27 protein-coding genes are annotated in these 23,396 nt (G+C 64.7%); 2 read left to right on the top strand and 25 right to left on the bottom strand.

The features are described from left to right. Nucleotides 1-8: 8 nt before the first annotated feature. The 25 genes from ABIB99_RS14220 to motA form a co-directional block, all read right to left on the bottom strand. Nucleotides 9-590, bottom strand: a complete 582-nt coding sequence (locus ABIB99_RS14220; protein ID WP_135216103.1) for a transglycosylase SLT domain-containing protein — start codon at nt 588-590, stop codon at nt 9-11. Continuing rightward, complete coding sequence (fliK, locus tag ABIB99_RS14215; protein WP_354119343.1) at nt 541-1,866, bottom strand: flagellar hook-length control protein FliK; 1,326 nt, start codon at nt 1,864-1,866, stop codon at nt 541-543. Before fliK ends, ABIB99_RS14220 begins: the two co-directional genes overlap by 50 nt. After that, on the bottom strand, nt 1,863-3,050 hold the full coding sequence (locus ABIB99_RS14210) for a chemotaxis protein (RefSeq protein WP_354119342.1): 1,188 nt from the start codon (nt 3,048-3,050) through the stop codon (nt 1,863-1,865). The genes fliK and ABIB99_RS14210 overlap by 4 nt, the downstream gene beginning before the upstream one ends. Next, complete coding sequence (locus ABIB99_RS14205) at nt 3,047-4,387, bottom strand: MotB family protein (RefSeq protein WP_063981307.1); 1,341 nt, start codon at nt 4,385-4,387, stop codon at nt 3,047-3,049. The genes ABIB99_RS14210 and ABIB99_RS14205 overlap by 4 nt, the downstream gene beginning before the upstream one ends. A 6-nt stretch (nt 4,388-4,393) precedes the next feature. Then, entirely contained in the window at nt 4,394-5,095 is a 702-nt protein-coding gene (locus ABIB99_RS14200; RefSeq protein WP_063981306.1) for a hypothetical protein, read from the bottom strand. Beyond that, the gene (gene fliF, locus ABIB99_RS14195) at nt 5,092-6,720 is read right to left on the bottom strand and encodes a flagellar basal-body MS-ring/collar protein FliF (protein ID WP_063981305.1); all 1,629 of its coding nucleotides are present in this window, start codon (nt 6,718-6,720) and stop codon (nt 5,092-5,094) included. Before fliF ends, ABIB99_RS14200 begins: the two co-directional genes overlap by 4 nt. 308 nt (nt 6,721-7,028) lie before the next feature. Continuing rightward, nucleotides 7,029-7,937: a flagellin N-terminal helical domain-containing protein gene (locus tag ABIB99_RS14190; protein WP_063981304.1), complete on the bottom strand. Its 909-nt coding sequence runs from the start codon at nt 7,935-7,937 to the stop codon at nt 7,029-7,031. Between the two features lie 273 nt (nt 7,938-8,210). Further along, nucleotides 8,211-9,122 carry a flagellin N-terminal helical domain-containing protein gene (locus ABIB99_RS14185; protein WP_063981303.1) on the bottom strand — a complete coding sequence of 304 codons (912 nt, stop codon included), beginning with the start codon at nt 9,120-9,122 and terminating at the stop codon, nt 8,211-8,213. 268 nt (nt 9,123-9,390) lie between these two features. Continuing rightward, nucleotides 9,391-10,296 carry a flagellin N-terminal helical domain-containing protein gene (locus ABIB99_RS14180; RefSeq protein ID WP_135216098.1) on the bottom strand — a complete coding sequence of 302 codons (906 nt, stop codon included), beginning with the start codon at nt 10,294-10,296 and terminating at the stop codon, nt 9,391-9,393. Nucleotides 10,297-10,557: 261 nt separating this feature from the next. Beyond that, nucleotides 10,558-11,298, bottom strand: a complete 741-nt coding sequence (gene fliP, locus ABIB99_RS14175; RefSeq protein WP_071909955.1) for a flagellar type III secretion system pore protein FliP — start codon at nt 11,296-11,298, stop codon at nt 10,558-10,560. Then, entirely contained in the window at nt 11,295-11,738 is a 444-nt protein-coding gene (locus ABIB99_RS14170; protein WP_063986114.1) for a flagellar basal body-associated FliL family protein, read from the bottom strand. Before ABIB99_RS14170 ends, fliP begins: the two co-directional genes overlap by 4 nt. A gap of 42 nt (nt 11,739-11,780) precedes the next feature. Continuing rightward, on the bottom strand, nt 11,781-12,476 hold the full coding sequence (gene flgH / locus ABIB99_RS14165) for a flagellar basal body L-ring protein FlgH (protein WP_028153467.1): 696 nt from the start codon (nt 12,474-12,476) through the stop codon (nt 11,781-11,783). Then, nucleotides 12,477-13,247, bottom strand: coding sequence for a MotE family protein (locus ABIB99_RS14160; RefSeq protein ID WP_063981300.1), 771 nt, complete (start codon nt 13,245-13,247; stop codon nt 12,477-12,479). Nucleotides 13,248-13,314: 67 nt separating this feature from the next. After that, on the bottom strand, nt 13,315-14,445 hold the full coding sequence (flgI, locus tag ABIB99_RS14155; protein WP_063981299.1) for a flagellar basal body P-ring protein FlgI: 1,131 nt from the start codon (nt 14,443-14,445) through the stop codon (nt 13,315-13,317). Next, nucleotides 14,442-14,897 carry a flagellar basal body P-ring formation chaperone FlgA gene (flgA, locus tag ABIB99_RS14150; RefSeq protein WP_063986113.1) on the bottom strand — a complete coding sequence of 152 codons (456 nt, stop codon included), beginning with the start codon at nt 14,895-14,897 and terminating at the stop codon, nt 14,442-14,444. Before flgA ends, flgI begins: the two co-directional genes overlap by 4 nt. A gap of 35 nt (nt 14,898-14,932) precedes the next feature. Continuing rightward, nucleotides 14,933-15,721, bottom strand: a complete 789-nt coding sequence (gene flgG / locus ABIB99_RS14145) for a flagellar basal-body rod protein FlgG (RefSeq protein ID WP_085405310.1) — start codon at nt 15,719-15,721, stop codon at nt 14,933-14,935. Nucleotides 15,722-15,738: 17 nt separating this feature from the next. Continuing rightward, the gene (gene fliE, locus ABIB99_RS14140; RefSeq protein WP_354176248.1) at nt 15,739-16,068 is read right to left on the bottom strand and encodes a flagellar hook-basal body complex protein FliE; all 330 of its coding nucleotides are present in this window, start codon (nt 16,066-16,068) and stop codon (nt 15,739-15,741) included. A gap of 2 nt (nt 16,069-16,070) precedes the next feature. Next, nucleotides 16,071-16,487 (bottom strand): flagellar basal body rod protein FlgC, encoded by a 417-nt coding sequence (flgC, locus tag ABIB99_RS14135; protein ID WP_014492659.1) that lies wholly within the window; start codon nt 16,485-16,487, stop codon nt 16,071-16,073. 11 nt (nt 16,488-16,498) lie between these two features. Next, nucleotides 16,499-16,879, bottom strand: coding sequence for a flagellar basal body rod protein FlgB (gene flgB, locus ABIB99_RS14130; RefSeq protein WP_014492658.1), 381 nt, complete (start codon nt 16,877-16,879; stop codon nt 16,499-16,501). 85 nt (nt 16,880-16,964) lie between these two features. Continuing rightward, nucleotides 16,965-18,050: a flagellar biosynthesis protein FlhB gene (flhB, locus tag ABIB99_RS14125; protein ID WP_039153365.1), complete on the bottom strand. Its 1,086-nt coding sequence runs from the start codon at nt 18,048-18,050 to the stop codon at nt 16,965-16,967. Nucleotides 18,051-18,063: 13 nt separating this feature from the next. Continuing rightward, the gene (locus tag ABIB99_RS14120) at nt 18,064-19,104 is read right to left on the bottom strand and encodes a flagellar motor switch protein FliG (protein ID WP_014492656.1); all 1,041 of its coding nucleotides are present in this window, start codon (nt 19,102-19,104) and stop codon (nt 18,064-18,066) included. Between the two features lie 2 nt (nt 19,105-19,106). Further along, nucleotides 19,107-19,481: a flagellar motor switch protein FliN gene (fliN, locus tag ABIB99_RS14115; protein WP_063981297.1), complete on the bottom strand. Its 375-nt coding sequence runs from the start codon at nt 19,479-19,481 to the stop codon at nt 19,107-19,109. A gap of 76 nt (nt 19,482-19,557) precedes the next feature. Continuing rightward, entirely contained in the window at nt 19,558-19,872 is a 315-nt protein-coding gene (locus tag ABIB99_RS14110) for a hypothetical protein (protein WP_028160773.1), read from the bottom strand. Continuing rightward, the gene (locus ABIB99_RS14105; protein ID WP_028153460.1) at nt 19,853-20,794 is read right to left on the bottom strand and encodes a flagellar motor switch protein FliM; all 942 of its coding nucleotides are present in this window, start codon (nt 20,792-20,794) and stop codon (nt 19,853-19,855) included. Before ABIB99_RS14105 ends, ABIB99_RS14110 begins: the two co-directional genes overlap by 20 nt. Next, nucleotides 20,791-21,687 carry a flagellar motor stator protein MotA gene (gene motA / locus ABIB99_RS14100; protein WP_063981295.1) on the bottom strand — a complete coding sequence of 299 codons (897 nt, stop codon included), beginning with the start codon at nt 21,685-21,687 and terminating at the stop codon, nt 20,791-20,793. Before motA ends, ABIB99_RS14105 begins: the two co-directional genes overlap by 4 nt. Before the next feature lie 142 nt (nt 21,688-21,829). On the opposite strand from motA, the gene ABIB99_RS14095 reads away from it, so the two are divergent. Both ABIB99_RS14095 and flgF read left to right on the top strand, forming a co-directional pair. After that, on the top strand, nt 21,830-22,630 hold the full coding sequence (locus ABIB99_RS14095; RefSeq protein ID WP_071909951.1) for a DUF1217 domain-containing protein: 801 nt from the start codon (nt 21,830-21,832) through the stop codon (nt 22,628-22,630). Nucleotides 22,631-22,633: 3 nt separating this feature from the next. Beyond that, nucleotides 22,634-23,362 (top strand): flagellar basal-body rod protein FlgF, encoded by a 729-nt coding sequence (gene flgF / locus ABIB99_RS14090; protein WP_354176245.1) that lies wholly within the window; start codon nt 22,634-22,636, stop codon nt 23,360-23,362. Nucleotides 23,363-23,396: the final 34 nt, after the last annotated feature.

The following is a 23,396-nucleotide window of genomic DNA, read 5'->3' as shown; positions in this document are numbered from 1 at the left end:
GGTAGCGGTCATGTCGTCTTCGGCTGACAGAACGAGCGCGCCTTGTCGGTCCACGCGCCGAAGCCGCTGGAGACGAGATGCGCGACGATGTGACAGACGTAGCGCTTCTGCGCGGGCTGATTGTTGGGGCCTGCGTTGTAGCGCGCGACCGCCATGGTCCAGCTGCCCTCGCGCTGCTTCAGCTCTTTCAGGAAGCGAGCGGCGTATTCGACGTTCTTCGCGGGATCGAACATCGCGCGCACCGACGTGAACTTGTCGCCGTGATAATAATGGTTGATCTGCATGCAGCCGAGGTCGATCAGCTTGATGCCCTTGCTGCGCATCGTCTCGAAATTCGCGATCGCGTCGTTCATGTCCTTGGCGAACACGGTCTGGCCGTCGGCGCCGAGCGCGTAAGGATAGAGCGCACCGCGCCGCCCGGTCTCGGTGAGACCGACCGCATAGAGAATGCCGAGCGGAATGCCGTGCTGCTGGGACGCACGCGCCATCTCGCGCTCGCACGGGCGCGCGTTGTCGGTCGCCGCTGCCGCGGCGCCCGCGTTACAGATAAACAGGACCGCGACGAATCTGCGGGCCCACGTCCTGGTCATGACGCGTCTCCTGGTTGGACTGGCGCTCCTGCCGGGCCTGCTTTGCACCGCCGTCGGATTGCCCGGACGACGTGCCAGCGCCGCCGAACGTGCCTTGCGACTGCGACGATGGCTGTTGCTGGCCGGAGAGCTGCGGCTGCGGCTGGCCGGAGCCGCTCTGGAATCCGTCCAGCGAGCCGTGCTGCACGGGCGCGACGTCGGCGACATAGCCCGCCGACTGCATGAGATCGCGGATCGAGTCGCGCTGCTGATCCAGCATCAGGCTGGTGTCCTTGCGCGCGGCCGCGAGGTGAACTGAAACCTCCGAGCCGACGAGGCGAAGGCGTACCGTGACGTTGCCGAGCGCCGGCGGTTCGAGATTGATCGTCAGGATCTTGAGCGGCTCAGGTGCATTGGTCTGCGACGTCGCGAGATCGGGGGCGGTGGACGCCGTCGGAGCCGGCGACTCCTTCAGCTCGGCGACGACTGCGTTGGCGACCTGCTGCGGAGCGCCGAACTGCGCCGGCGGCAGATGGGTCTCCTGCTGGACCACGGTGACCTTGGTCGCTTCGGGCAATGCGTCCCGCGCCGAGGCTTTGACGGCGCGTTCGACATTGGCCGTGACGGCCTCGAAGCCTTGCGTCGCGGGCATTGGCTTCGAGGACGCATCGCTGCCTTGCTGCGCGGCTGCCGCCGCCTGCGAAGGCGCGGCCTGCGAGCGCGTGCCCGTTGAAGCGGCAGCGGGCGGCGCGGGCTCGGCAGACGTGACCTTCGCGGTGCCCTGGACCTCACGCTTCGTCGTGGCAGAGCGCTCGTCGCGCGCAGGCGCGTCCTTCTTGTCGCCCGCCGGCGATTGCAGCTGCGGCTTCACGGCCGGCACGGCGGCGAACTGCTGTTCGACGACCGCCGGAATGCTCGATCGGGCCGAAACATCGGTCTTCGCGCTGTGGTCGACCGGAGTTTGCGTCTCCGGCGATTTTTCAGTTTTCTCGTCGGACGATTTGCGAATGGATTCGGGCTCGTCATCCGCCTCGGTGCGTTCCCGCACCGTCTTGTCCTTGTCGGCCGGGCGCGCGAGGTGCGTGCGCAGCGATCCGGCCTTCGCGCTCGTGTTGCCGCCCTCGTCGTTGAGCGCCCGCTTCGCGAGATTCGAGACTGTGTGCAGCAGATCGTTGAACGACGAATCTGCCGGCGATTTCGTTCCGGCGGATTTTCCCGAGCGCGATGCGCCGCGCACGTTGAGGCTTTCGGCGAGACCCGAAAAGACCTGTCCGGAGGTTCCACTGAGCTTCGTCATGGGCGATCCCTGGTAAGGCGTTCGAGTTCGCCGAGCTGCTTCCGCGCGCGCGCAAGCGTCTCGGTCGACGCGGCGAGATCGAGACGCGCCGGCGTGACCGGAGGCTTGTCGGCGGCGGCGGTGGATCCGCCCGCGAACGGCTTGCGGACATCGAGTGCGAGCTGCAACGTCGCATTCAGAAACGGAACGTCGCGCTCGGGCAACTTCGAGCGGTCGAGGGCCTTCAACTCGGCGACACCGCCGTCATACTCATCAGTGAGCGCCCGCGAGACGCCGCGGAAGAAATGCGCGCGCTCGCGATCCTCCGACGCATCGGCGCTGAGCGTCAGCGCACGCTCGCCTGCAAGCCGGGTCACCGCCAGCCGTCCATGCACCATCGCGGTGCGCGCGATCACGAGATAAAGCTTGAGGCGGCTCGCGCGGTCGATCTGCTCCAGCAGAGTGACGATCCGCGCAAAGCGGCGCTCGTCGAGAGCAATGCTCGATTGCGTCAGGCCGGAGGCGAAGCGCTGCCAGAAGTCCCCGGCATAGACCGAGTTGCGGTAGTGGCGGATATAGGCGAGCGTCAGGAACTCGAACTTGTCGAAATCCTCGGCCTGCCCGACCAGCAGGATCTCGCGCCGCAGCGCCGCCTCCTCCACCAGCGTGCCCGGCAACAGCAGCCGCGCGTCATCCAGGCGCTCGATCGCGAGCGATGCCTCGGCGCGCGCGAACAGCGCGCCCTGGACCAGCGCGACCTGTCCGCCCAGGCCCGTTGGCAACGTGCGCGGCTTGACGTCCTTGAGCAGTTCGCGCGCTTCGTCCTGGCGGCCTTCGACATAGGCCAGCGCACCGTTGAACAGCCGCTCGTCGACGTTCAGCTTGTCGCGCGGCAGCTTTCGGACGACCTGCGGCCCGCCGCCGCTAAGCAAATAGATGATGACGGCCTGGCCGTTCTGCGCGTTGCTCCACACGCCGGGATCGGCGGCGAGGAACTTTTCACCGACCTGCCGGGTCAGCGCGATGTGGCTGCCATGCGCCGCGGTGTCGCCACGGGCAATGCCATCCTGCACCGCCTGCAATGTGCGCACGAGCTCATAGGGCTCGCCCGAGGTCGATGCCGGGGACGGTGCCGGATCGGCAAGCGCGCATACCGTCGTGAACGGCAGCAGCAGCAGCGCGGCGCGCAGGAGCGGCCTGATCAAGGGCGCTTCTCCCGGACCAGGATCTCGATCCGGCGGTTCTGGGCGGCAGCTGGATCGTTCGTCAGTTTCGGCCGCCGATCGGCGTAGCCTTCGACATGCTCGATCCGCTGCGCATCGACGCCGGAGCGAACCAGCATGTAGTAAGCCATCTGCGCGCGCGCGGTCGACAGCCGCCAATTGTCGTAATTCTCGGACTTGTAAGGCCGATTGTCGGTGTGGCCGCGGACGATGATCATGCCCTGGCGCTTCGTCAGTAGCGGCCCGATCTTGTCGATCACGCGGATCAGCTCAGGCCGCGGCTCGGCCGAGCCGACCGCGAACATTCCGAAGCTCGCATCGTCGGTCAGGCTGATCAGAAGGCCTTCCTCGACCTGGCGCACCTCGGCCACCGGGCCCGCACCGGCCTTGATGTCCGACAGCGCATCCACGATCGCGGACTGTAGCTGCTTGACGGTCGGCTGCTGGGTCTGTGCCGCATCGCGCGATTCGGAATTCTTTGCTTGATCGCCGGGGCGTGGCTGCGCGGCGGCATTGGCTTGAGCGCCAGCCTGGGCGCCCGGTTGCGGCGCATTCGCCTGAGCACTGCCATCGCGTTGAGCCTGCGAAAGCGCAGGCCCGGGCGGCAGCAGCGGCGACAGGCTTGCAGACGACGCGTCCGCGTTTGGAGCCACGCTACCGCCGGCATCGTCCTGCTTGGCACGTTGCGCCTGCGGCTCGCCCTGACCTGTCCCGGACGCATTGTCGCGCGCGGACGCGTTCGGCTTTGGCTCGCTGTCGACGAAGTGATCCGCATCCTTGGACGTCTGCGGCGCCAACTTCCAATAGCCGGGATCGAAGGGATCGCGGTAGGCATCGCCGCCCTTGAGGCCGTCCTCTTCGGCGGAGGTCAGCGCGCCGGCGCGGCGCTGGCCCGAGGACTGGTTCGCGCTGTTGGCGATCTCGGCAAGCGTCGCGTAGGGATCGCGAAACAGAACCTTCTCTTCGAAGGAGGCAGGCTTCTCCGCCGTCGGCGAGTCTCCGCGACGTTCTTCGTTCGGCCCGGCCGGCTGACGCTTGCCGTCCTGGCCTTCGAACTGCGTCGGCTCCTTCTTGCTGAGATCCTTGAGGCCCTTCGGAGCGGGTGCGTTCTCCGCGAGCTTGATCGGGTTGAAATAGCTCGCGACCACCTGCTTCTGGTCCTGGTTGAGCGCATTGAGCAGCCACATGACCAGAAAGAACGCCATCATCGCGGTCATGAAGTCCGCATACGCGATCTTCCAGACGCCACCGTGATGCGCCTCCTCGGCGAAGGCGCTGCGCCTGCGGATGATCACCAGCTCGTGCTTGACTTCTTCCATGGCGGACTACCGGCGCGCCTCGTTCAGACGTTCGCTCCACGCCGCAATCTGCGTCTCGATCACGGTCTGGTCTGCGACGACGCGGACCTCGAAAGTCTCGGCGGCTTCGTATTCAATCCCGGTTCGCCGGGCCGTCTGGAGCTGCGAGCGCACCAGATCGAGCAATTCGCCCGGGCCGGTGATCTTGAACACCGGCACCGGCGAATTGCCGGTCAGCGTTGCGATCTGCTCGACCAGCGATCCGATCGCCTTGTCACGGACGGCGTCGGCGAGGAAAGGCAGCAATATCCGCGCAACCGAGCTTGCGATGTTGGTTTCGATCTCGCGGCAGGCCGTCTCGAAGCCGCCCACGATCGTGGCCGCCTGCTGGTCGGACCATTTGGCCCGCTCCTCGCCGAGCCGGATCGCGCTGCGAACGCGCTCCTCGGCGACCCTAGCATCGCCTTCCGCGACACCGGCGGCGTGACCGCGACGATAGGCATCTTCGAGAAGATTGGCCGACGGAGCTTCCGCCTCGGGCGCCGGAAGCGGCGATTGAAGCTGCGGCTGCGATTGGACCTGACGCGGCGGCTGAGGCTGAGGCTCGCGCCGCACCTCCATCGGCCTTGTCAGCACATCCTGGATCTTGGGGGGCGGAGGCGGCGGCGGAGACTTGGCCCGCCCATTCGCGTCGAACTGCGTCAGGAGTTTTCCGATAGCCGCGTTCATGCTGCCTCCTCGCGTCGCATCCAGTCTTTAAGGATTGCTGCCGCCTGCATCTGATCGAGCCGGACGATCTGCTCCAGCCGCTTCTGCGGCGTCCGCTGCATCTTGCCTTCGAGATCCTCGACGAGGTTGAGCTCGGGGTCCTGACTGTCGGCCAGTGCAAGGGCTGTTGCAGCTTCAAGCTCGGCGGCCTCGGCCGCCTCGGTCTGCTCCTGCGCTGCGCGATGCGTCAGAATGCCGTTGACCGCGGGGCGAAGGCCGAACCAGACCAGCATCGAGGCAACGGCCAGGATGGTGACCGCGTTGATGACGCTGCCGAGCTGCTTGTTGATCATCTCGACGAAGCTGATCGGCGGCACCGGCGCCAGTTCGCGCGAGCCTTCGATGAAGTCGACGGCCGTCACCTGGATCTGGTCGCCGCGCTGCTTGTCCAGTCCGCCTGCCGTCGCCGCGAGCTGGCTGATCTCGGCGAGCTTGCTGTCGACGATCGCCTGATTGCTCTTGTCGCCGAGATCGGCGACAAGCCGCGCGCGGTTGACCAGCACGGCGATGAAGAGCTTCTTGACCAAATAGCCGTCGCTCACCGTCGTCGTTGTCTTGGACGACACCTCGAAATTGGTGACGTCCTCGCGGCGGGTCTTGTCCTCGCTGGAATTCTTCGTGCCGCCGCTATTCACCTGCTGGTCCGGCAGGTTCTGCTGCACCGTGGTCGGCGTCGAACGGTCCGCATTCTGCGACGATTCCTTCTCGCGCACGTTCCGGACCGAACGCTCGGCGCGGCTCTCCGGGTCGTAGACCGTCTCGTTGGTCTGCCGCTTGTCGGTGGAGAGCTGCGGCGCGACGCTCACCTCGAAATTGTCCAGACCGAGATATGGCGTCAACGCCTTGCGGATGTTCTCCTGCACCATCCCGCCGACCGTCTTCTGGAGGCTCGCCATCTTGGTCGGGGCCGCGCTGGCTTCGTCCTCTTCGGCGAGCAGCATCGAACCATCGGCATCCAGCACCGTCACCTTGTCGCGGCTCATGCCGGGAATGGCCGCCGCGACGAGGTGGCGGATCGACTGCGCCGTGCGCGCCTCGATCGCGCCGTCGGTGCGCAGTACGACCGACGCCGAAGGCGGCTGCTGCGTCGCCCGGAACGAGCCGCGCACCGGCATCACGATATGCACCCGCGCCGCCTTGACGCCCTTCATCAACTGCACGGTGCGCGCGATCTCGCCTTCGAGCGCCCGGAGCTTGGTGACCTCCTGCATGAACGAGGTAAGGCCGAGCGAGCCGATCTTGTCGAACAGCTCGTAGCCGGAATTGGCGCTGGTCGGCAGCCCCTTCTCGGCAAGCAGCATCCGCGCCTGCATGGTCTGGCTCGGGCGCACCGAGATGGCGTCGCCGGCCGTATTGACGTCGAATGTGATATTCTGCTCGCGCAGCGCGGCGCCGATGCGCGTCACGTCTTCGCGATTCAGGCCTGTATAGAGCGTTTCGAACTCAGGCCGGCTCAGATAATAGGCGCCGCCGACGACGGTGACGAGAACGGCAAAGCCGATCAGTCCCAAGGCCATCAGGCGCCGCGGCCCAAGCTCCAGCAGATTGTTGAGCAGTTGCTGTACCTGCGCACGACTGAGCAGCATGTGACCTCGTACCAATGCGAACGTATGGGACACTCCGCTGCCAACCTTGTCTGAAGGTTGCGCAAGGAGACGAATGTGTCGCTTCGCGGGCGAGGCGTTGCAATTTTACAAGAATCCTGGACGACGCGATCAACTCAGCAGCAACAAGCAGGCGCACGAGCGCATGGCAGCGCAATCGGCTGCGGCGTGTTGCATGACGTCTGGCGTCGGAAGAACTTCCATTACGGGCACATCTTGTGCCGCCACACCCGCCGGTCATGGCAGGGACCGTGCTCCCGGGGGAGCACGGTTGTTTCCAAAGCCGAAGCTTACTTGAACAGCGACAGGATGCTCTGGCTGTTCTGGTTGGCGATCGAGAGCGCCTGAACGCCGAGCTGCTGCTGGGTCTGAAGGGCCTGGAGGCGGGTCGATTCCGCATTCATGTCGGCGTCGACGAGCTGACCGACACCGCGATCCACCGAGTCCATCAGGGTCTTGACGAACTCCGTGTTGGTCGAGATGCGGTTCTTGACGGCGCCGAGGTCGGCGGCGGCCGAGGACACCGAGTTGATCGCAGTGGTGAGCTGCGTGATGTAGCCATCGAGCGTGGTCTGGTCAGCCGTCGAGTCGGTCAGCGCGGAGATGTTGATCGTGTTGACCGACGCCGGGCCGCTCACCTTGTCCAGGATACCGGTCTGGGTCGCGGTATAGAGCGAGTAGTTGGCAATCGTCAGGGTGATGGACCCGATCGTCGGCGTGCCGCCGACGCGCGAGAACGACGACACCAGGTTGAAGGTCGCCGGAGTGGCGGCGGTCGTGCTCAGCCAGTTCACGCCGTTGAAGGTTGCCGCATCGGCGGTACCCTTCATCTGCTGCTGGATCTGGGTGATGTCGGCCTGGATCTTGGTGCGGTCGATACCAGCGGTCTTGGCTTCGACCAGCAGCGCCTGCAGCTTGGTCAGGCCGCCGGTCTTGTCGCCGACAACCGCGGTCAGAGCGGTGTATTCGGTGTCGACGGTCGCAGCCGACAGACCGAGCGAGTCGGAGACGGCGGAGAGCGCGGCGTTGTCGGCGCGCATCGACGTCGCGATCGACCAGTAGGCGGCGTTGTCGGAAGCGGTGGCCACGCGCTGGCCGGTCGAGATCCGGTTCTGCGTGGTCGCGAGCTGCGAGCTGACGCTCCGGAGTGTCTGGAGCGCGGTCATTGCAGCGGAGTTGGTAAGCAGGCTCGAGGCCATTCTTGACGTCCCTTTGAAACGGATTGAATTGATTTTGGGGACATACCGGGCTTGCACCGGTACGGCGGGGCGGCATCATGCCTTTGGGCGGCCGAAGAGCGGGCCCAACCTGTCGTAGCGGCGACGATAGCGCGCGAAGTTTGTGCGAGGCTTGTGGCGACGTGGCTGGACCGCAACACGGTGAGCCAGGAGGTCACGACGCGTGACGAGCGTACGCCAAATAAAAAGGCCGCGCTTCGCGAGAAGCGCGGCCTTCCCGGATGGTTTTGAGGCTTAGCCGCGGAACAGCGACAGGATGCTCTGGCTGTTCTGGTTGGCGATCGAGAGCGCCTGAACGCCGAGCTGCTGCTGGGTCTGCAGGGCCTGAAGGCGGGTCGATTCCGCGTTCATGTCGGCGTCGACGAGCTGACCAACACCGCGGTCCACCGAGTCCATCAGGGTCTTGACGAATTCCGTGTTGGTCGAGATGCGGTTCTTGACGGCGCCGAGGTCGGCGGCGGCCGAGGCCACCGAGTTGATCCCGGCCGTGACCTGCGCGATGTAGCCATCGAGCGTGGTCATGTCAGCCGTCGAGTCGGTCAGCGCCGCGATGCTGATCGTGTCGATCGATGCAGCGCCGCTCACCTTGTCCAGGATGCCGCCCTGGGTCGCGGTGTAGAGCGAGTAGTTGGCGATCGTCAGGGTGATGGACCCGATCGTCGGCGTGCCGCCGACGCGCGAGAACGACGACACCAGGTTGAAGGTCGCCGGCGTGGTCGCGGTCGTGCTCAGCCAGTTCACGCCGTTGAAGGTCGCCGCATTGGCGGTACCCTTCATCTGCTGCTGGATCTGGGTGATGTCGGCCTGGATCTTGGTGCGGTCGATACCAGCGGTCTTGGCTTCGACCAGCAGCGCCTGGAGCTTGGTCAGGCCGCCGGTCTTGTCGCCGACAACCGCGGTCAGAGCGGTGTATTCGGTGTCGACGGTCGCAGCCGACAGACCGAGCGAGTCGGAGACGGCGGAGAGCGCGGCGTTGTCGGCGCGCATCGACGTCGCGATCGACCAGTAGGCGGCGTTGTCGGAAGCAGTGGCCACGCGCTGGCCGGTCGAGATCCGGTTCTGCGTGGTCGCGAGCTGCGAGCTGACATTGCGGAGGGTCTGCAGCGCAGTCATTGCAGACGAGTTGGTGAGCAGACTTGAACCCATTTTTGATGTCCCTTTGAAGATTGAACTGTTTTTGGGGACATACCGGGCTTGCACCGGTACGACAGGGCGGCGTCATGCCTTTGGGCGGCGAAAAAGCAGGCCCAACCTGTCGTAGCGGCGACGATAGCGCGCGAAGCTTGTGCGAGGCTTGTGGCTCTGTGCCCGGACTGCAACAGGGCAGCCGAATTTGCGGCGTGCGCGCGGCAACACACCAAACGAAAGGGCCGCGCTTCGCGAGAAGCGCGGCCCTCCCCAGATGGTCTAAGGCTTAGCGGAACAGCGACAGGATGCTCTGGCTGCTGTTGTTGGCGATCGAGAGCGCCTGCACGCCGAGCTGCTGCTGGACCTGGAGGGCCGCCAGGCGGGTGGACTCCTGGTTCATGTCGGCGTCGACGAGCTGGCCGATACCGCGATCAACCGAGTCCATCAGCGACTTCACGAAGTCCGTGTTGGTCGAGATACGGGTCTTGACGGCGCCGAGGTCGGCGGCGGCCGAAGCCACCGAGTTGATCGCAGCGGTGACCTGCGTGATATAGCCGTCGAGCGTGGTCTGGTCAGCCGCGGAGTCGGTCAGCGCGGAGATGCTGAGCGTGTCGATCGACGCCGCGCCGCTCACCTTGTCCAGGAAGCCGCCCTGGGTCGCGGTGTAGAGCGAGTAGTTGGCGGTGGTCAGGGTGATCGAGCCCGTGGTCGGCGTGCTGCCGACTCGGGAGAACGACGACACCAGGTTCACGGTCGCCGGGGTGGTGGCGGTCGTGCTCAGCCAGTTCACGCCGTTGAAGGTCGCCGCATTGGCTGTCGCCTTCATCTGCTGCTGGATCTGGGTGACGTCCGCCTGGATCTTGGTGCGGTCGATACCAGCGGTCTTGGCTTCGACCAGCAGCGCCTGCAGCTTGGTCAGGCCGGAGTCCTTGTTGCCGATAACCGTGGTCAGAGCGGTATATTCGGTGTCGACCGTCGCAGCCGACAGACCGAGCGAGTCGGAGACGGCGGAGAGCGCGGCGTTGTCGGCGCGCATCGACGTTGCGATCGACCAGTAGGCGGCGTTGTCGGAAGCGGTGGCCACGCGCTGGCCGGTCGAGATCCGGTTCTGCGTGGTGGAGAGTTGCGAGCTGACAGACCGCAGGGTCTGGAGCGCGGTCATGGCGGTCGAGTTCGTAAGCAGGCTTGACATTGCGAATGTCCCTTTGATGTACGCGTTACATTTTCACGAGGGGACATACCGGGCTTTCACCGGTACGGAGGGGCGGCATCATGCCTTTGGACTGATGTGGGTGGGGTCCAACCCGCCGTGCCGCATTGCTAGCACGTCGAATCTTGCGCCGAGATTAAGATCGGCTTGAATTTCGTTGTAATATCATATAGTTAACATTACCCTCTGCTAACCATAGACCGGCACTTTTCGCTAACCATAACCGGCCGGCGATCGCGGTCGCTACGAGAACGACCGCACCAGTCCGGAGGCCAGCAGGTTCCAGCCGTCGATCAACACGAAGAACAGCATCTTGAACGGCAGCGCGATGATCGTCGGCGGCATCATCATCATGCCCATCGACATGGTCAGCGTCGCCACGATCATGTCGATGACCAGGAACGGCAGGATGATGAGGAATCCGATCTCGAACGAACGCCTGAGCTCGGAGATCATGAAGGCCGGAATGATGACGCGCATGTCGATGCGCTTGTCGTCGAACTTCTTGCGGAAGCTCTCCGCGGCGAGTGCCTCGAAGGTCTGGAGATCCTTGTCGCGGACATGGGCCAGCATGAACTCGCGGAACGGATCGGTGATCTTCAGATAGGCCTCTTCCTCCGAGATCTCGTTCTTCATCAGCGGCTGGACGCCGGTTTCCCAGGCGCGGTCGAAGGTCGGCGCCATCACGTAGAAGGTCATGAACAGCGCGAGGCTGATCAGCACCAGATTGGCCGGCGTGGTCTGAAGGCCGAGACCGGAGCGCAGGAACGACAGCGCCACCGCAAATCGCGTGAAGCTCGTCACCATGATCAGCAGCCCCGGCGCCACCGACATCACCGTGATCACCGCCATCAGCTGGATGATGCGGCCGCTGGTCGAGCCGTTGCCCGGCGGCAGCAGCGAGTTGAGGTCCGGAATCTGGGCCAGCGCCACCTCGGGCAGCACGACCAGAACCAACGCGAGCAGCAGGACTCTCACTCTCACTGAATCACCAAGGTCTCAATGATCAATTCGCGGATCTTGCCCGACGAGCGGATATTGGCCCGCTCCGTCAGGTCGTCGCGGAGATGCTGAAGCCCGCGCGATCCCTCGAACTGGCCAACCGATGCCGACCGCAGATAGGTCACGATGTCCTCGCTGATATGGGCGGCCAGGATGCCGGCATCCTCGTCGCTCATGCTATCGGTCACCATGGAGGCTTCGACACGGGCCCAGTTGTTGGCCGGCGCGGCGAGATTGGTCACGATCGGGGACAGCTTTCTCAGCCGTGCGCTGCCGGCGTAGCTCGTGGCAAGGGGCGGCGGCGTGGCGCTCTTCTTCGCGTCGGCGGCGCGCTCCGCGGCCGCGAACAGCTGCAGGCCGGCAACCGCGCCCGCACCGATCGCGATCAGGGTCAGCACCACAATGGCCGCAATCAGGCGCATCACGTCCCCTGCCCTCGCGGCGCGGCGCGGTCGGCGCGATTCTCAGAATGGTGCCACGGCGTCATAGATCCGATGTCCCCATCCAGGCTGCTGCACGTCAGACAGATTTCCGCGACCGCCATAAGCCACGCGTGCCTCAGCGATCTTCTCGTAGGAGATCGTGTTGGTGCGCGAGATATCGCGCGGACGCACGATGCCGCCGACGTTGAGCACGCGCATCTCGGTATTGACCTTGAACTCCTGCGAGCCGCTGATCATCATATTGCCGTTGGGCAACACGTCGGTGACGATGGCGGCAATCGACAGCTTGATGTCTTCGGTACGATCGATCTGACCGTTCCCCTTGATCTGGGTGTTGGTGTTCAGATTGGCGCTGGTCGAGCCCTTGTCCTGCCATCCGGCGACGTCCATCAGCCAATCCAGCCCGAACTTGATTTGCGAATCGCGCGAACGATCGGTCTTGTTGTCGAGCTTGGCCTTGTCCTGCATCGAGATGATGACGGTCACGACGTCGCCGGTGCGCCGGGCACGGGGATCGCGATAGAGATCCGTGCCGTCGTCCCAGGTCGAGCGATAGCTGACGGGCGTACGCATGCGGGGCGTCACCGGAATCGGATCGGCCTGTGTCCTCAGGCCGGTGCCGACCGGCGACAGTCGCGGACCGGTCAGCACTTCCGCGGGATCGCCGATGCACCCGGTCAGCATCAGGAGCGGCAGGATGAGGATCAGATTCTTCATCTATTTGGTCTTTCCGTCATCCACGCGACGCATTCCGCCGAGCAGATCGGCAAGGTGCGCCGCGCGTGCCGTCTCCATCTCGTTGAAGATCGCGCTCGAGCTCCTCGGACTGAGTTTTGCAAGCACGGCGGCGGCGGTCTCGTCCGCCATCCCGGCGATCTGGGTCGCCGCGGCATCCGGCTTCATGCGCGAATAGATCTCGACGACGCTGGCTTCGGCCTTCTTCAGGAAGTCGTCACGCAGCGCCATCCACTTCTCGTATTCGGCGCGCTTGGCCTCGACCTCGGCGATCCGCTCCCGGAGCTGGGTCTCGGCCTTCTCCAGCTCCCTGAGCTGCCAGGCCAGCCGCGCATCGACGGCGGGGTCGGCGACATTGCTGCAGAACAGGGCGACCTCATTGTCCGCAGGTACGGCAGCCTGTGCCGGTGCGGGCTTCGGCGGCGCCGTGACGCTGCCCGGCTTGGCCGGGCGCGCGGGCGCGACTGCGGGCGCTGGCGCGGGCTTCTCGGGAGCCGGCACGGCCCCCGTGATCGCAGGTCCGGAATCTTCGGCGGCCCACGCCGTCGCCCGGAACGACGCATTGTCGCCCGGTATCGACGAGGCCGCCGGATACGGCTTCTGCGGTCCGGGCGCGCGGGCACGCGCGAACGACAGCAGGTTGAGCGGCTTCGACGGCTTGGCCTCATCCAGCGCCAGAACGGGCGAAGCGCATCCGAGCGCGCAGGCCGCGACCAGGAGGAGGAGTTTGGCTTTGTGATCCAGCTTCAGCATCGGGCCGCGTGCGATTCTCGGTCGAGACCTGAGCATTGAGCGACCAAGCTTGCACGACGCTTGTGCATCATTGCACGATCACGTCGGCCTGGAGTGCGCCGGCCGTTTTGATCGCCTGGAGGATCGCGATGATGCCCGACGGCTTCAAGCCGATCTGGTTCAGCCCGCGCACCAGGCGCTGGAGGTCGACGCCGCTCAGGATCGCCACCTGCGATCCGGCCTCGTTGGCCTCGACCACCGTCTGGGGAACGACCACCGTCTGCCCTCGCGAGAACGGCGCCGGCTGCGACACCACGGGAAGCTCGGTGACACGAACCGTCAGGTTGCCATGCGTCACGGCGACGGTCGATATGCGCACGTCGCGCCCGATCACCACCGTACCGGTCCGCTCGTTGATCACCACTCGCGCCGGCGTGTCCGGCTCGACCGTCAACTCGCCGATTTCGGCGAGGAAGCGGACGGGGCCGATATGGCGCGGCTTCGACAGCACGATGGTGCGGTAGTCGCGCTCGAAGGCGATCTGCGCGCGGTAGCGGCCACCGGCGTAACCGTTGATGGCGTCGAGAATGCGTGTCGCGGTGACGAAATCAGGGTTCTTGAGCTCCAGCACCAGGAACTCCATCTCGTGGAGGCTTCCCTGCACCTCGCGCTCGACCAGCGCACCGTTCGGGATGCGGCCCGCCGTCGGCGTGCCCTGGCTGACGTTCTGTGCCTGCCCTCCCACACTGTAACCGGCGACCGTGACCGCGCCTTGCGCCACCGCATAGACCGCGCCGTCCGCCGCCCGCAGCGACGTCATCACCAGCGTGCCGCCGAGCAGCGAGGTCGCATCGCCGAGCGACGATACGGTCACGTCCATGCGCTCGCCCGCCCCGATCGAGGGCGCCAAATCCGCGGTCACCATGACGGCAGCGACGTTGCGTGTGCGCAGCGTCGTCGGACGCGGGGGATTGTTGGTGCTCGTGGTTTCGTTCCTGACGTTGATGCCCATGTTCTCGAGCATCGATTGCAGGGACTGCTCCGTGAACGGAGCGTTGCGGAGCGTGTCGCCGGTGCCGTTCAGGCCGATGACGAGGCCGTAACCGACGATCTGGTTTTCGCGCAATCCCTTGATGTCCGCGATGTCCTTGATGCGGACGGCCGCCTGGGCGCTGGCGGCGGAAACGAGCAGGATGAGCGCAAGCAGGAATCTGGTCATGATCCATCCACGACCTTGACGGTGCCGTCCGGCTGGACGACGCCTCTGATGATCACGCCGGTGTCGGTGTTTCGCACCGGGATGAGCGCGCCGGTCGCGCCCGACTGCATCGCCGCGCCGTAGGTGACGATCGACAGGCCGCTGTCTTCCACCACGACCTTGACCATGGCGCCGCGGGCAATCGTCCAGGGATCCTCCACCGAATTGGTCGGAATCGGCTGGCCCGGCAGCAGCGCGCGCCGTGCCATGCGTCCGACCAGGATCTGGCGTCCTTCGATGAACATGGCAACGCCGAGCACATTCGGCGCGAAGGCACGTTCCGTGATCATGTCGTCCCGGATCAGCTCGCCGGCGCGGATCGACACGGCCGGCACGGGAAGCCGCTTCTCCTCGGCCGCAGCGAGGCGCGCCGAGACGAGAACCAGCAGCACGGCGGCCAACCCGCGCACCATCAAGCCCACCCTGTTCGACATCGAGAACACCGGAACTAGCGCATGCCCTTCGAGACCGTCTGGGCCATTTCATCCGAGGCCTGGATGACCTTGGCGTTCATTTCGTAGGCGCGCTGCGCCGAGATCAACTCGGTGATTTCCTTGACCGGGTCGACGTTCGAGGCTTCGAGATATTGCTGGTTGAGCTTGCCGTATCCGGAATCGCCCGGCAGTCCGACGACCGGCGTGCCGGACGCCGTGGTCTCGCGATAGAGGTTGCTGCCGAGCGGCTCGAGGCCCGCTTCGTTGGCGAAATTGGCGAGGTTGAGCTGGCCGATCTGCCGCGGGTTCACTTCCGTATCCAGCTTGGCAAACACCTGTCCGGTCTGGTTGACGACGACCTGAACCGTTCCCTGCGGTATCGTGATTGCGGGATCCAGCAGATAGCCGTCGGTGGTGACGAGCTGGCCGTTGGCGTTGGGGCTGAACGAGCCGGCGCGGGTGTATTGCACCTCGTTGTTCGGGCCGAGCACCTGAAACCAGCCGCGGCCGTTGATCGCGAGGTCGTAGGGGTTGCCGGTCTGCGTGAGCGCGCCCTGGATGTGCAGCTTGCGGATGGCCGTCGACTTGACGCCGAGGCCGAGATTGGAGCCTTCCGGGATCGGCGAGGAGCCATTGACGTTCGCGACGCCCTGCATGCGGTCCATCTGGTAGAACAGATCGGTGAATTCCGCGCGCGCACGCTTGTACGACGTCGAATTGATGTTGGCGATGTTGTTCGCGATGACTTCGATGTTGGTCTGCTGGGCGTTCATGCCCGTGGCCGCAATGGCGAGCGATTTCACAGCTTCATTCCCTCAGATCAAATCGACATCCGGACGACTTCTTGGTAGGCCTGCACGACCTTGTCGCGAACCGCGACCGCGGTCTGCAAGGCCTGCTCGGCCGACATCAGCGCCTCCACGACCTTCCGGGTCGATTCCTTGCCCTGCATCGCCGAGATCGACGCCGCTTCGCCCGCCTTCAGCGTCCCGATCGCGTCCGTCGTCACCTGCTTCATCACCGATTCGAATCCGACATCGTCGGTGGACTGAATGGCGGTCGGTGCCGCCGGCGCGATGGCCTGCGTCTCGGTCACGCGGCTCGCCGCTTGCCCGGCGGAAATCGCGGTGGATGAAATTGCCTCAAGCATTGTCAGCTCCTCAGCAGGTCGATGGTCATGCCCAGCATCGACCGCACCTGTTTCACGACCTGGAGATTGGCTTCATAGGATCGGTTGACTTCCCGCATGTCGGCCATCTCGATCATCATGTTGACGTTCGGCAGCTTGACGTAACCGGCCTTGTCGGCGGCGGGATGTCCCGGCTCGTACTCCACGCGGTACGGCGTGGTGTCGACCCCGATCTCCTTGACCTTCGCAAGCTGCGCGCCCGAGGCGCGGTCCATGGCGGCATCGAAGGTGATGGTCTTGCGCTGATACGGATCGGCGCCGGCCGTGCGCCCCGTCGAGGTCGCGTTGGCAAGGTTTTCCGAAACGATGCGCATGCGCGTCGACTGCGCCTCGAGCCCGGAGCTCGCGACTGTCAATGACGCTTGCAGTGAGTCCAGCATGTCAATTCACCTCAGCTCTTCGCGCTCGACAGCAGCATGCGGTGGAACGACCGCACGACCGCCGAGTTCATCGAGTAGTCGCGACTGACGTCGCTGCCCTTGATCATTTCCTGCTCGAGGCTGACGGAGTTGCCGGAGTGAACCACTTCCCAGCTGTCCTTCTTCGCGGTCTTCCGCGTATCGGTCTCGGCCGCGGACAATTGCATGTGCGAGGGCGACGTTGTCGCGAGCCTGACCGGCGTGGCGTCGAGCACCTTGTTGAAGGGCTCGACGTCGCGCGCCTTGAAGCCCGGCGTATTGGCGTTGGCGACGTTGGTCGCGATGGTCGACTGGCGGAGCTCGAGGTACCGCGCCTGCGACGATGCGAGTTCGAAGAGATAAAGCGGTCCCACGACGGCCCCATGCTGATTTCTTAAGATTAAGTTTAGGGCCGCAAGCTTTCGTCAGGCTGATGCAGCCGACGCTATGCTCGGAAATCTACTGAACCTTCTCGGTCCGCGGCGCCTGCTTGGACTGCAGGAAGTAGATGATCTCGGCGACCGGCCGGAAGAATTCCGCCGGAATCACCTGGTCGACCTGAACCGCCTCATAGAGCGCGCGCGCCAGCGCCTTGTTCTCGATCACCGGGATCCGGTTCTGCTCCGCGACTTCGCGGATCTTCAGCGCGATCACGTCCATGCCCTTGGCGACGACCATGGGCGCTGCATTTTCCTCGCGCTTGTAGCGCAGGGCGATCGCGAAGTGCGTCGGGTTCGCGATCACCAGCGTCGCGCGCGAGGCGGACGCGATCATGCGTTGGCGCGAACGGTCGCGCGCCAGCGAGCGCAGGCGCGCCTTGATCAGAGGATCGCCTTCCGCCTGCTTGTGTTCGTCCTTGATCTCCTGCTTGGTCATGCGCAGCTCGCGCCGCCAGTGGAAGCGCGCCCAGGCGAGATCGATCGCGACCAGGACGATGGTGGCGATGCAGATCGCCGAGACGATCCGCATCGCGATGTTGAGAATCATCTCCGGCAGCGCGACCGGATCCGTGTACATCGCCTCGAACGCCCTGGCTTCGGACGAGCGCAGCACGAACACGACGACGACCGTCACCGAGACGAGCTTGAACAGCGACTTGGCGAATTCGACGAGGCCCTGCGTTCCGAACAGCCGGCTCCATCCGCTGATCGGGGAGATTCGCGACAGCTGCGGCTTGATGCGCTCCAGCACCAGGCGCGGTGCATTCTGCAGCAACGATGCGGCGAGGCCGAACACCGCCAGGGTGACGACCAGCGGCACCAGGAACCGCAACGCCTCGAGGCCCACCACCGTGAGCAGGTTGCGCGCGTCCGCGCCGTTGCTGAGAGGGAAGCCTTCGGGATCGTCGAGCAGGCTCTTCAGCGTCGGCGTCAATTGCTGTACGCCCTGGCCGATCAGGAACGCCTGGATCACCATCAGCGCGGCCATCGAGGCGAAGATAGAAGCCTCCCGAGAGACCGGGATTTTGCCCTGTTCGAGCGAATCGCGGACTTTCTTCTCGGTCGGCTCTTCTGTCTTGCTCTCCTGATCGGATGTTTCTGCCATGCCCGTTCAGCGGTCAGCGGAAGACCAGCTCGTCCTCCTGCTCGGGGTTGAGCTCGATTTCGCCCTTTTCCGCCAGGTCGAGTGCAAGGTCGGTGATGACGCGGCGCGCCTCCAGCACGTCGCGCTGGTTCGACGGCTCGCCGATGGCGAGTTCGTGCTCGACGACGCGGCGGACGCGCGAGGCAACCGAGGACAGGATAAGTTCGCGGAAATGCTTGTCCGTGCCTTTCAGCGCGATAACGATGCGATCGGTCGGCACCTGGTCGAAGATCATGGTGCGCGCCTTCGGGGTCAAATTGACCACGTCGTCGAAGGTGAACAGCAGTTCCTTCAGAACTTCGGCCGATTTCGGACGCTTCTCCGACAAGCTCTTCAGCATGTCCTCTATATGGCCGCGCTCCATCTTGTTGATGATGTCCGCGACGCGCGCGTAGGTGTCGGCGCCGAGGTTGCGGGCGAAATTGAGCGTCAGGTCCTCGTGCAAGGTCTTCTCGAGGACTTTCATGGCGTCGTCGACGATCGGCTTGAGGCTGAGGACGCGCCGCATCAGCTCGTTGCGCAGGCTCGACGGCAGCTGGCTCATCACCTTGGCGGCGCAGGACGGCTTGACCTTGGACAGGATCAGCGCCGCGGTTTGCGGATGCTCCTTGGAGAGGTAAGTCGCCAGCGAGTTTTCCGACACGGACGAGACGCGGTCCCACACCGACCGGCTCGAATTGCCGAGCAGGTCCGACATGATTGCCGAGACCTGGTCGGCCGGCAGCACGTCGCCGAGCACGGCTTCAAGACCGCCGATGGTGCCGAGAATGTTGGCGCCCATCGAGAATTGCTGGGCGAACTCCTCGACGATCGACTCGAGTTCCTGCGCGGTGATCGGCCGCAGCTCGGCCGCGGCCTTGGTGACGATGCGGATATCCTGCGGCTCGAACTGCGAGAGCACGCTCGCGGCCGCCTGCCGGCCCATGGCCAGCAGGAGTGCCGCGACCTTTTCCGTTCCGCCCAGCGTGGCAACGCCTCGCTGCTTGATAGGAGCGACGCCGACCTGTGCCGCCATGATCAGGTATCACCCTGCCCCAGCGGTCCGACGATCTCAGTGAGCGAGACGCCGAAGCGGGAATTGTCCTCTTCGACGACAACCACTTCGCCGCGGGCAACGACGCGGCCATTGACCACGACGTCGACGGGCTCGCCGACGCGGTGATCGAGCGGAACCACCGCGCCGCGGCCGAGCTTCATCAGGTTCGCGACCGGAATGGTCGCTGATCCCAGCACCACCTGCATCGTGACGGGAATGCGCAGGATGGCATCGACATTGGCGAATTTGCCGGTTTCCTCCGCCGTGCGCGCGGCGATCTCCGCCAGCCGCTCCAGCGGAGACGCATCGGTCTCTCCCGATGCCGATGCAGACTCATAGTCGAAAGATTGCGCCATTTGGTATCGCCTCTTGGTATTTCCGCTCCCGGAGCGCCGCGGCGTTCCGATCGTACGTGTCCTGCAAGTCCCGAATTCAATGCTTGTTCGCTTCGGCGCCGCTCACCGTTGCGGCCGGTTGGAGCCCGCTCCGCGCATCGAGCGCCGCGATCGCCTCGTGGGCCTGATCTATCTTCGTGCTCAGCACATTGGCGAGCCTGCCGAGATTTGCGGTGGAATCATGCGCGGCGGTGATAACGGTGTCGAAGGCGCCCGCCGTCTCGTGGACGATGGTCGAGAACTCGCCCTGGTAGCTGCGTAGCCGCGCCAGTTCGCGGTGCATCCGGGTCACCCTCATGCTGGTGAACGCCAGCGCGATCAGCAGCACGGCATCAACGAGATAGGATATCATCGACGAACTCCCGCTTCTGATCGACGGGATCGGCCACCTGCATGGCGTAATAGCCATCGAGCTGGCCGATCTGACACCAGAACAGCACCTGGTTGTTGCTCTCGAGCCGGGCCAGCGTGCGCGGCGTGGCTTCGAGCTCCAGAACCTGCCCCACCTTGAATTGCACGACGTCCTCGAGGGAAATCATCTTCTCGTCGAGCACCGCGCTCAGCGTCACTTCGGTACGGTGAACCTCGCTCTCCATCTGCTCGCGCCAGCGCGGATCGGCCGCGCGGCCGTCGCTGACGACGACGTGGGCGAGCTTCTGCCTGAGCGGATTGAGCGCGGAGTGCGGAATGATCAGGAACATCTGGCCGCCGCGATAGAGCGCCTGCACCATCATGTTCGCGCAGATCGACATATTGCTGGCGCGCCCAATCGCGAGCGACGCCATCGCCGTCTCGACTCGCTCGACACGGAAGGTGACATTGGAGGTGCCGGCGAAGGCGCCCTGCAGCGCCTTGGCGAACCGCTCAAACAGGGCCTGGACCAGCCGGATCTCGATGTTCGAGAAGGTGCGTTCGACGTCGAGCGGCGGTTCGGCGCCGTCGGAGCCGAACATCGCCTCGACCATCGTGAACACGAAGTCGCGATCCAGCATGATGATGACGCGCGAGTCCCACTGCTCGGCATAGAGCACGGCGGCAACCGCGTTGCCCTCGTAATCCTTGATGATGTCGCCGAGCGGGTCGTTGGTGATGCCATTGACCGAGAAATAGCACGGCGTTCCGGCCATCGGCTGCAGGCTGTCGGTGCACGATGCCGCCATGCGATCGAAGATCACATTGAGCATCGGCATGCGCTCGATCGATATGCCGGCGGCGTCCAGCAGGTAGTTCGGCAGCTGCTTCCGCTGATCGACGTCGAGGTCTTCCGTCATCATGCGCGGGCAGCCTTCGGTTCAGCCTCGGTCGCGACGGCCTTGGGACCCGCGATCGTCTCGTTCTCGACCACGTCGATCGACGGCCGTTCGCCGCTCGCGATCATCTTGCGACCGTGCTCGACGGCGATCTGCGGCATGGCGCCGTTCATGAACGCCAGCAGCGTCTGCTTGACGATGATGTAGGGCCGGCAGCGCTTCTCTCGTGTCATCTTGATCTTGATCGCGAAGGGCGAGAGGACGCCGTAGGACAGGAAGATGCCGGCGAAGGTGCCGACGAGCGCCGCGCCGATGAAGCCGCCAAGGAGCTTCGGCGACTGGTCGAGCGCGCCCATGGCCTTGATGACGCCGAGCACGGCGGCGACGATGCCGAGCGCCGGCAGCGCCTCGGACACGACCACCATCGAATTGTAGGGCGCCAGCTTGGCCTTCACGATGGTGTGGATCTCTTCGTCCATCAGCGCTTCGATCTCGTGCGTGCGCGCATTGCCCATGATGATGAGGCGGACATAGTCGCAGATGAACTGCAGCAACGGCGGGTCCCCGAGCACGCTCGGGAACGCCTTGAAGATCTCCGAGGACGCGGGATCGTCGATATGCGCCTCGACCTCGTTGCGGCCTTTGCCCCGCAGCTCCCGCATCAGGGCATGGAGCGCTCCGAGCAGATCGAGGTAATAGCGCTCACTCGGCACCGCGCCGGTGATGGCCTGCATGCAGGCCACGCCGGTATCAACGACCGTTTTCCACGGATTGGCGACGATGAAGGTGCCGATCGCGGTGCCCAGGATGATCACGAATTCCCACGGCTGCATGAGCACGGCCAGATGCCCGCCCATGGCGGCAAATCCGCCGAGCAGTGCCGCTACCGTGATGAAAATCCCCACGAAACTGAGCAACGCGCCACTCCATCGCCGATCCCATCGGGAATATCTAGTCGGCGACGCTTGCGCGAGGCTGGCTTCGTGGTCGCCAGCCCCGCGCAAGCAATTGGCGGCAGCTTGAGACGAAGTCGCAACGGCGGCCAGAGGGGCGCGTGCCATGCTATCCACGATCGCGGACTACACCAGACTGACCAAGGACATGGGCAAATCGCTGACGCAGGTCGCGGCCCAGCCGGACGTCAGCCGCGACACCGATTATTTTCTCAGCCATATCGGCAATGTGAAGACGATCGACGACTTCCTGAAGGACTATCGCCTCTACTCCTACGCGATGAAGGCCTTTGGTCTCAGCGACATGACCTATGCCAAGGCGTTCATGCGCAAGGTGCTGACCGAGGGTGTCTCCGACTCCAAGAGCTTCGCCAACAAGCTGACCGACACCCGCTACCGGCAGTTCGCCGCCGCCTTCAATTTCGCCGCCCTCGGCGACAAAGCGACCCAGACCGCCGCCGCCACGACCGGTACGGCGACCCAATACGTCACGCAGACGATGGAGGAGAAGGCCGGCGACCAGAACGAGGGTCTGCGGCTGGCGCTCTATTTCACCCGCAAGGCCTCCACCATCAGCACCTCCTACCAGATCCTCGCCGACAAGGCGATGACGCAGGTGGTCCAGACCGCGCTCGGCCTGCCGTCGACCATCAGCGCGGCAGACATCGACGCCCAGGCCAAGTTGATCACGAGCAAGATCGACCTCACCGATTTCCAGGACCCGGCCAAGGTCACCAAGTTCGTGCAGCGCTTCGCCGCGATGTGGGATGCGACCCAGGCCCAGAACGACATCAACAATGGCAACTCGACCAACTCCGCGCTGGTCCTGATCGGCGGCGCGTCGTCGATGGCCGGCCTGGATACCGACATGCTCACGAAGCTTCAGTCCATCCGGTTCGGAAAGTAAATCATGCAATCGGCCCTCTATGTGGGATTGTCGGCGCAGGTCGCCCTCGAAAAGCGCCTCCAGACGATCGCCAACAACGTCGCCAACGTCAACACGGCGGCATTCCGCACCGACGTCGTGAAGTTCGAGACCGTGCTGTCGAAGGCCGGCGCGAACCCGGTCGCCTTCTCCTCGCCCGGCGACAACATCATCTCGCGCGAGATTGGCAGCATCACCGAGAGCGGCAACCCGCTCGACGTCGCCGTGGTCGGACAGGGCTGGATCGCCTTCGCCGGCCCGAACGGCACGGTCTATACGCGCGACGGCCGCCTCCAGATCGCCCCCAACGGCGATCTTCAGACCGTGTCCGGCTTCCCCGTGATCGATGCCGGCGGCGCGCAGATCACGCTCGACCCGAACGGCGGACCGATCGCGATCGCCCGCAGCGGCGCGATCACCCAGGACAACAACGAGATCGGCTCCATCGGCCTGTTCAACATTCCCCCCGATGCCAATCTCGAGCGCTACGGCAATTCCGGCGTCACGCCGGACCGGCCCGCGACCGCCATCGCCGATTTCTCCCGCGACGGCTTCAAGCAGGGCTATGTCGAGGGCTCCGGCGCCAATCCGATGATGGAATTGACGAAGCTGATCGCGGCTTCGCGCGCCTTCGACGGCACCAATTCGATGATCGAGGGCACCGAGAGCTCGCTCCAGAACGCAATCCGGACGCTGGGCGAGCCGGGCAAATAGACTGCGCTGCATGCGCATTGAGGGTGGACGGTTT

Origin of the sequence: Bradyrhizobium sp. LA6.1 (genome assembly GCF_040547805.1) — a bacterium.
GTDB lineage: Bacteria > Pseudomonadota > Alphaproteobacteria > Rhizobiales > Xanthobacteraceae > Bradyrhizobium > Bradyrhizobium barranii.
This window is presented reverse-complemented; position numbering and strand designations above follow the sequence as displayed.

What these genes read in the sequence shown, in the direction of transcription:
- ABIB99_RS14220 (WP_135216103.1), bottom strand. Translation starts at nt 590, where the DNA reads ATGACCAGGACGTGGGCCCGCAGATTCGTCGCGGTCCTGTTTATCTGT.
- fliK (WP_354119343.1), bottom strand. Translation starts at nt 1,866, where the DNA reads ATGACGAAGCTCAGTGGAACCTCCGGACAGGTCTTTTCGGGTCTCGCC.
- ABIB99_RS14205 (WP_063981307.1), bottom strand. Translation starts at nt 4,387, where the DNA reads ATGGAAGAAGTCAAGCACGAGCTGGTGATCATCCGCAGGCGCAGCGCC.
- ABIB99_RS14200 (WP_063981306.1), bottom strand. Translation starts at nt 5,095, where the DNA reads ATGAACGCGGCTATCGGAAAACTCCTGACGCAGTTCGACGCGAATGGG.
- fliF (WP_063981305.1), bottom strand. Translation starts at nt 6,720, where the DNA reads ATGCTGCTCAGTCGTGCGCAGGTACAGCAACTGCTCAACAATCTGCTG.
- ABIB99_RS14190 (WP_063981304.1), bottom strand. Translation starts at nt 7,937, where the DNA reads ATGGCCTCGAGCCTGCTTACCAACTCCGCTGCAATGACCGCGCTCCAG.
- ABIB99_RS14185 (WP_063981303.1), bottom strand. Translation starts at nt 9,122, where the DNA reads ATGGGTTCAAGTCTGCTCACCAACTCGTCTGCAATGACTGCGCTGCAG.
- ABIB99_RS14180 (WP_135216098.1), bottom strand. Translation starts at nt 10,296, where the DNA reads ATGTCAAGCCTGCTTACGAACTCGACCGCCATGACCGCGCTCCAGACC.
- ABIB99_RS14170 (WP_063986114.1), bottom strand. Translation starts at nt 11,738, where the DNA reads ATGCGCCTGATTGCGGCCATTGTGGTGCTGACCCTGATCGCGATCGGT.
- flgH (WP_028153467.1), bottom strand. Translation starts at nt 12,476, where the DNA reads ATGAAGAATCTGATCCTCATCCTGCCGCTCCTGATGCTGACCGGGTGC.
- ABIB99_RS14160 (WP_063981300.1), bottom strand. Translation starts at nt 13,247, where the DNA reads ATGCTGAAGCTGGATCACAAAGCCAAACTCCTCCTCCTGGTCGCGGCC.
- flgI (WP_063981299.1), bottom strand. Translation starts at nt 14,445, where the DNA reads ATGACCAGATTCCTGCTTGCGCTCATCCTGCTCGTTTCCGCCGCCAGC.
- flgA (WP_063986113.1), bottom strand. Translation starts at nt 14,897, where the DNA reads ATGGTGCGCGGGTTGGCCGCCGTGCTGCTGGTTCTCGTCTCGGCGCGC.
- fliE (WP_354176248.1), bottom strand. Translation starts at nt 16,068, where the DNA reads ATGCTTGAGGCAATTTCATCCACCGCGATTTCCGCCGGGCAAGCGGCG.
- flgC (WP_014492659.1), bottom strand. Translation starts at nt 16,487, where the DNA reads ATGCTGGACTCACTGCAAGCGTCATTGACAGTCGCGAGCTCCGGGCTC.
- flhB (WP_039153365.1), bottom strand. Translation starts at nt 18,050, where the DNA reads ATGGCAGAAACATCCGATCAGGAGAGCAAGACAGAAGAGCCGACCGAG.
- ABIB99_RS14120 (WP_014492656.1), bottom strand. Translation starts at nt 19,104, where the DNA reads ATGGCGGCACAGGTCGGCGTCGCTCCTATCAAGCAGCGAGGCGTTGCC.
- fliN (WP_063981297.1), bottom strand. Translation starts at nt 19,481, where the DNA reads ATGGCGCAATCTTTCGACTATGAGTCTGCATCGGCATCGGGAGAGACC.
- ABIB99_RS14110 (WP_028160773.1), bottom strand. Translation starts at nt 19,872, where the DNA reads ATGATATCCTATCTCGTTGATGCCGTGCTGCTGATCGCGCTGGCGTTC.
- ABIB99_RS14105 (WP_028153460.1), bottom strand. Translation starts at nt 20,794, where the DNA reads ATGATGACGGAAGACCTCGACGTCGATCAGCGGAAGCAGCTGCCGAAC.
- ABIB99_RS14095 (WP_071909951.1), top strand. Translation starts at nt 21,830, where the DNA reads ATGCTATCCACGATCGCGGACTACACCAGACTGACCAAGGACATGGGC.
- flgF (WP_354176245.1), top strand. Translation starts at nt 22,634, where the DNA reads ATGCAATCGGCCCTCTATGTGGGATTGTCGGCGCAGGTCGCCCTCGAA.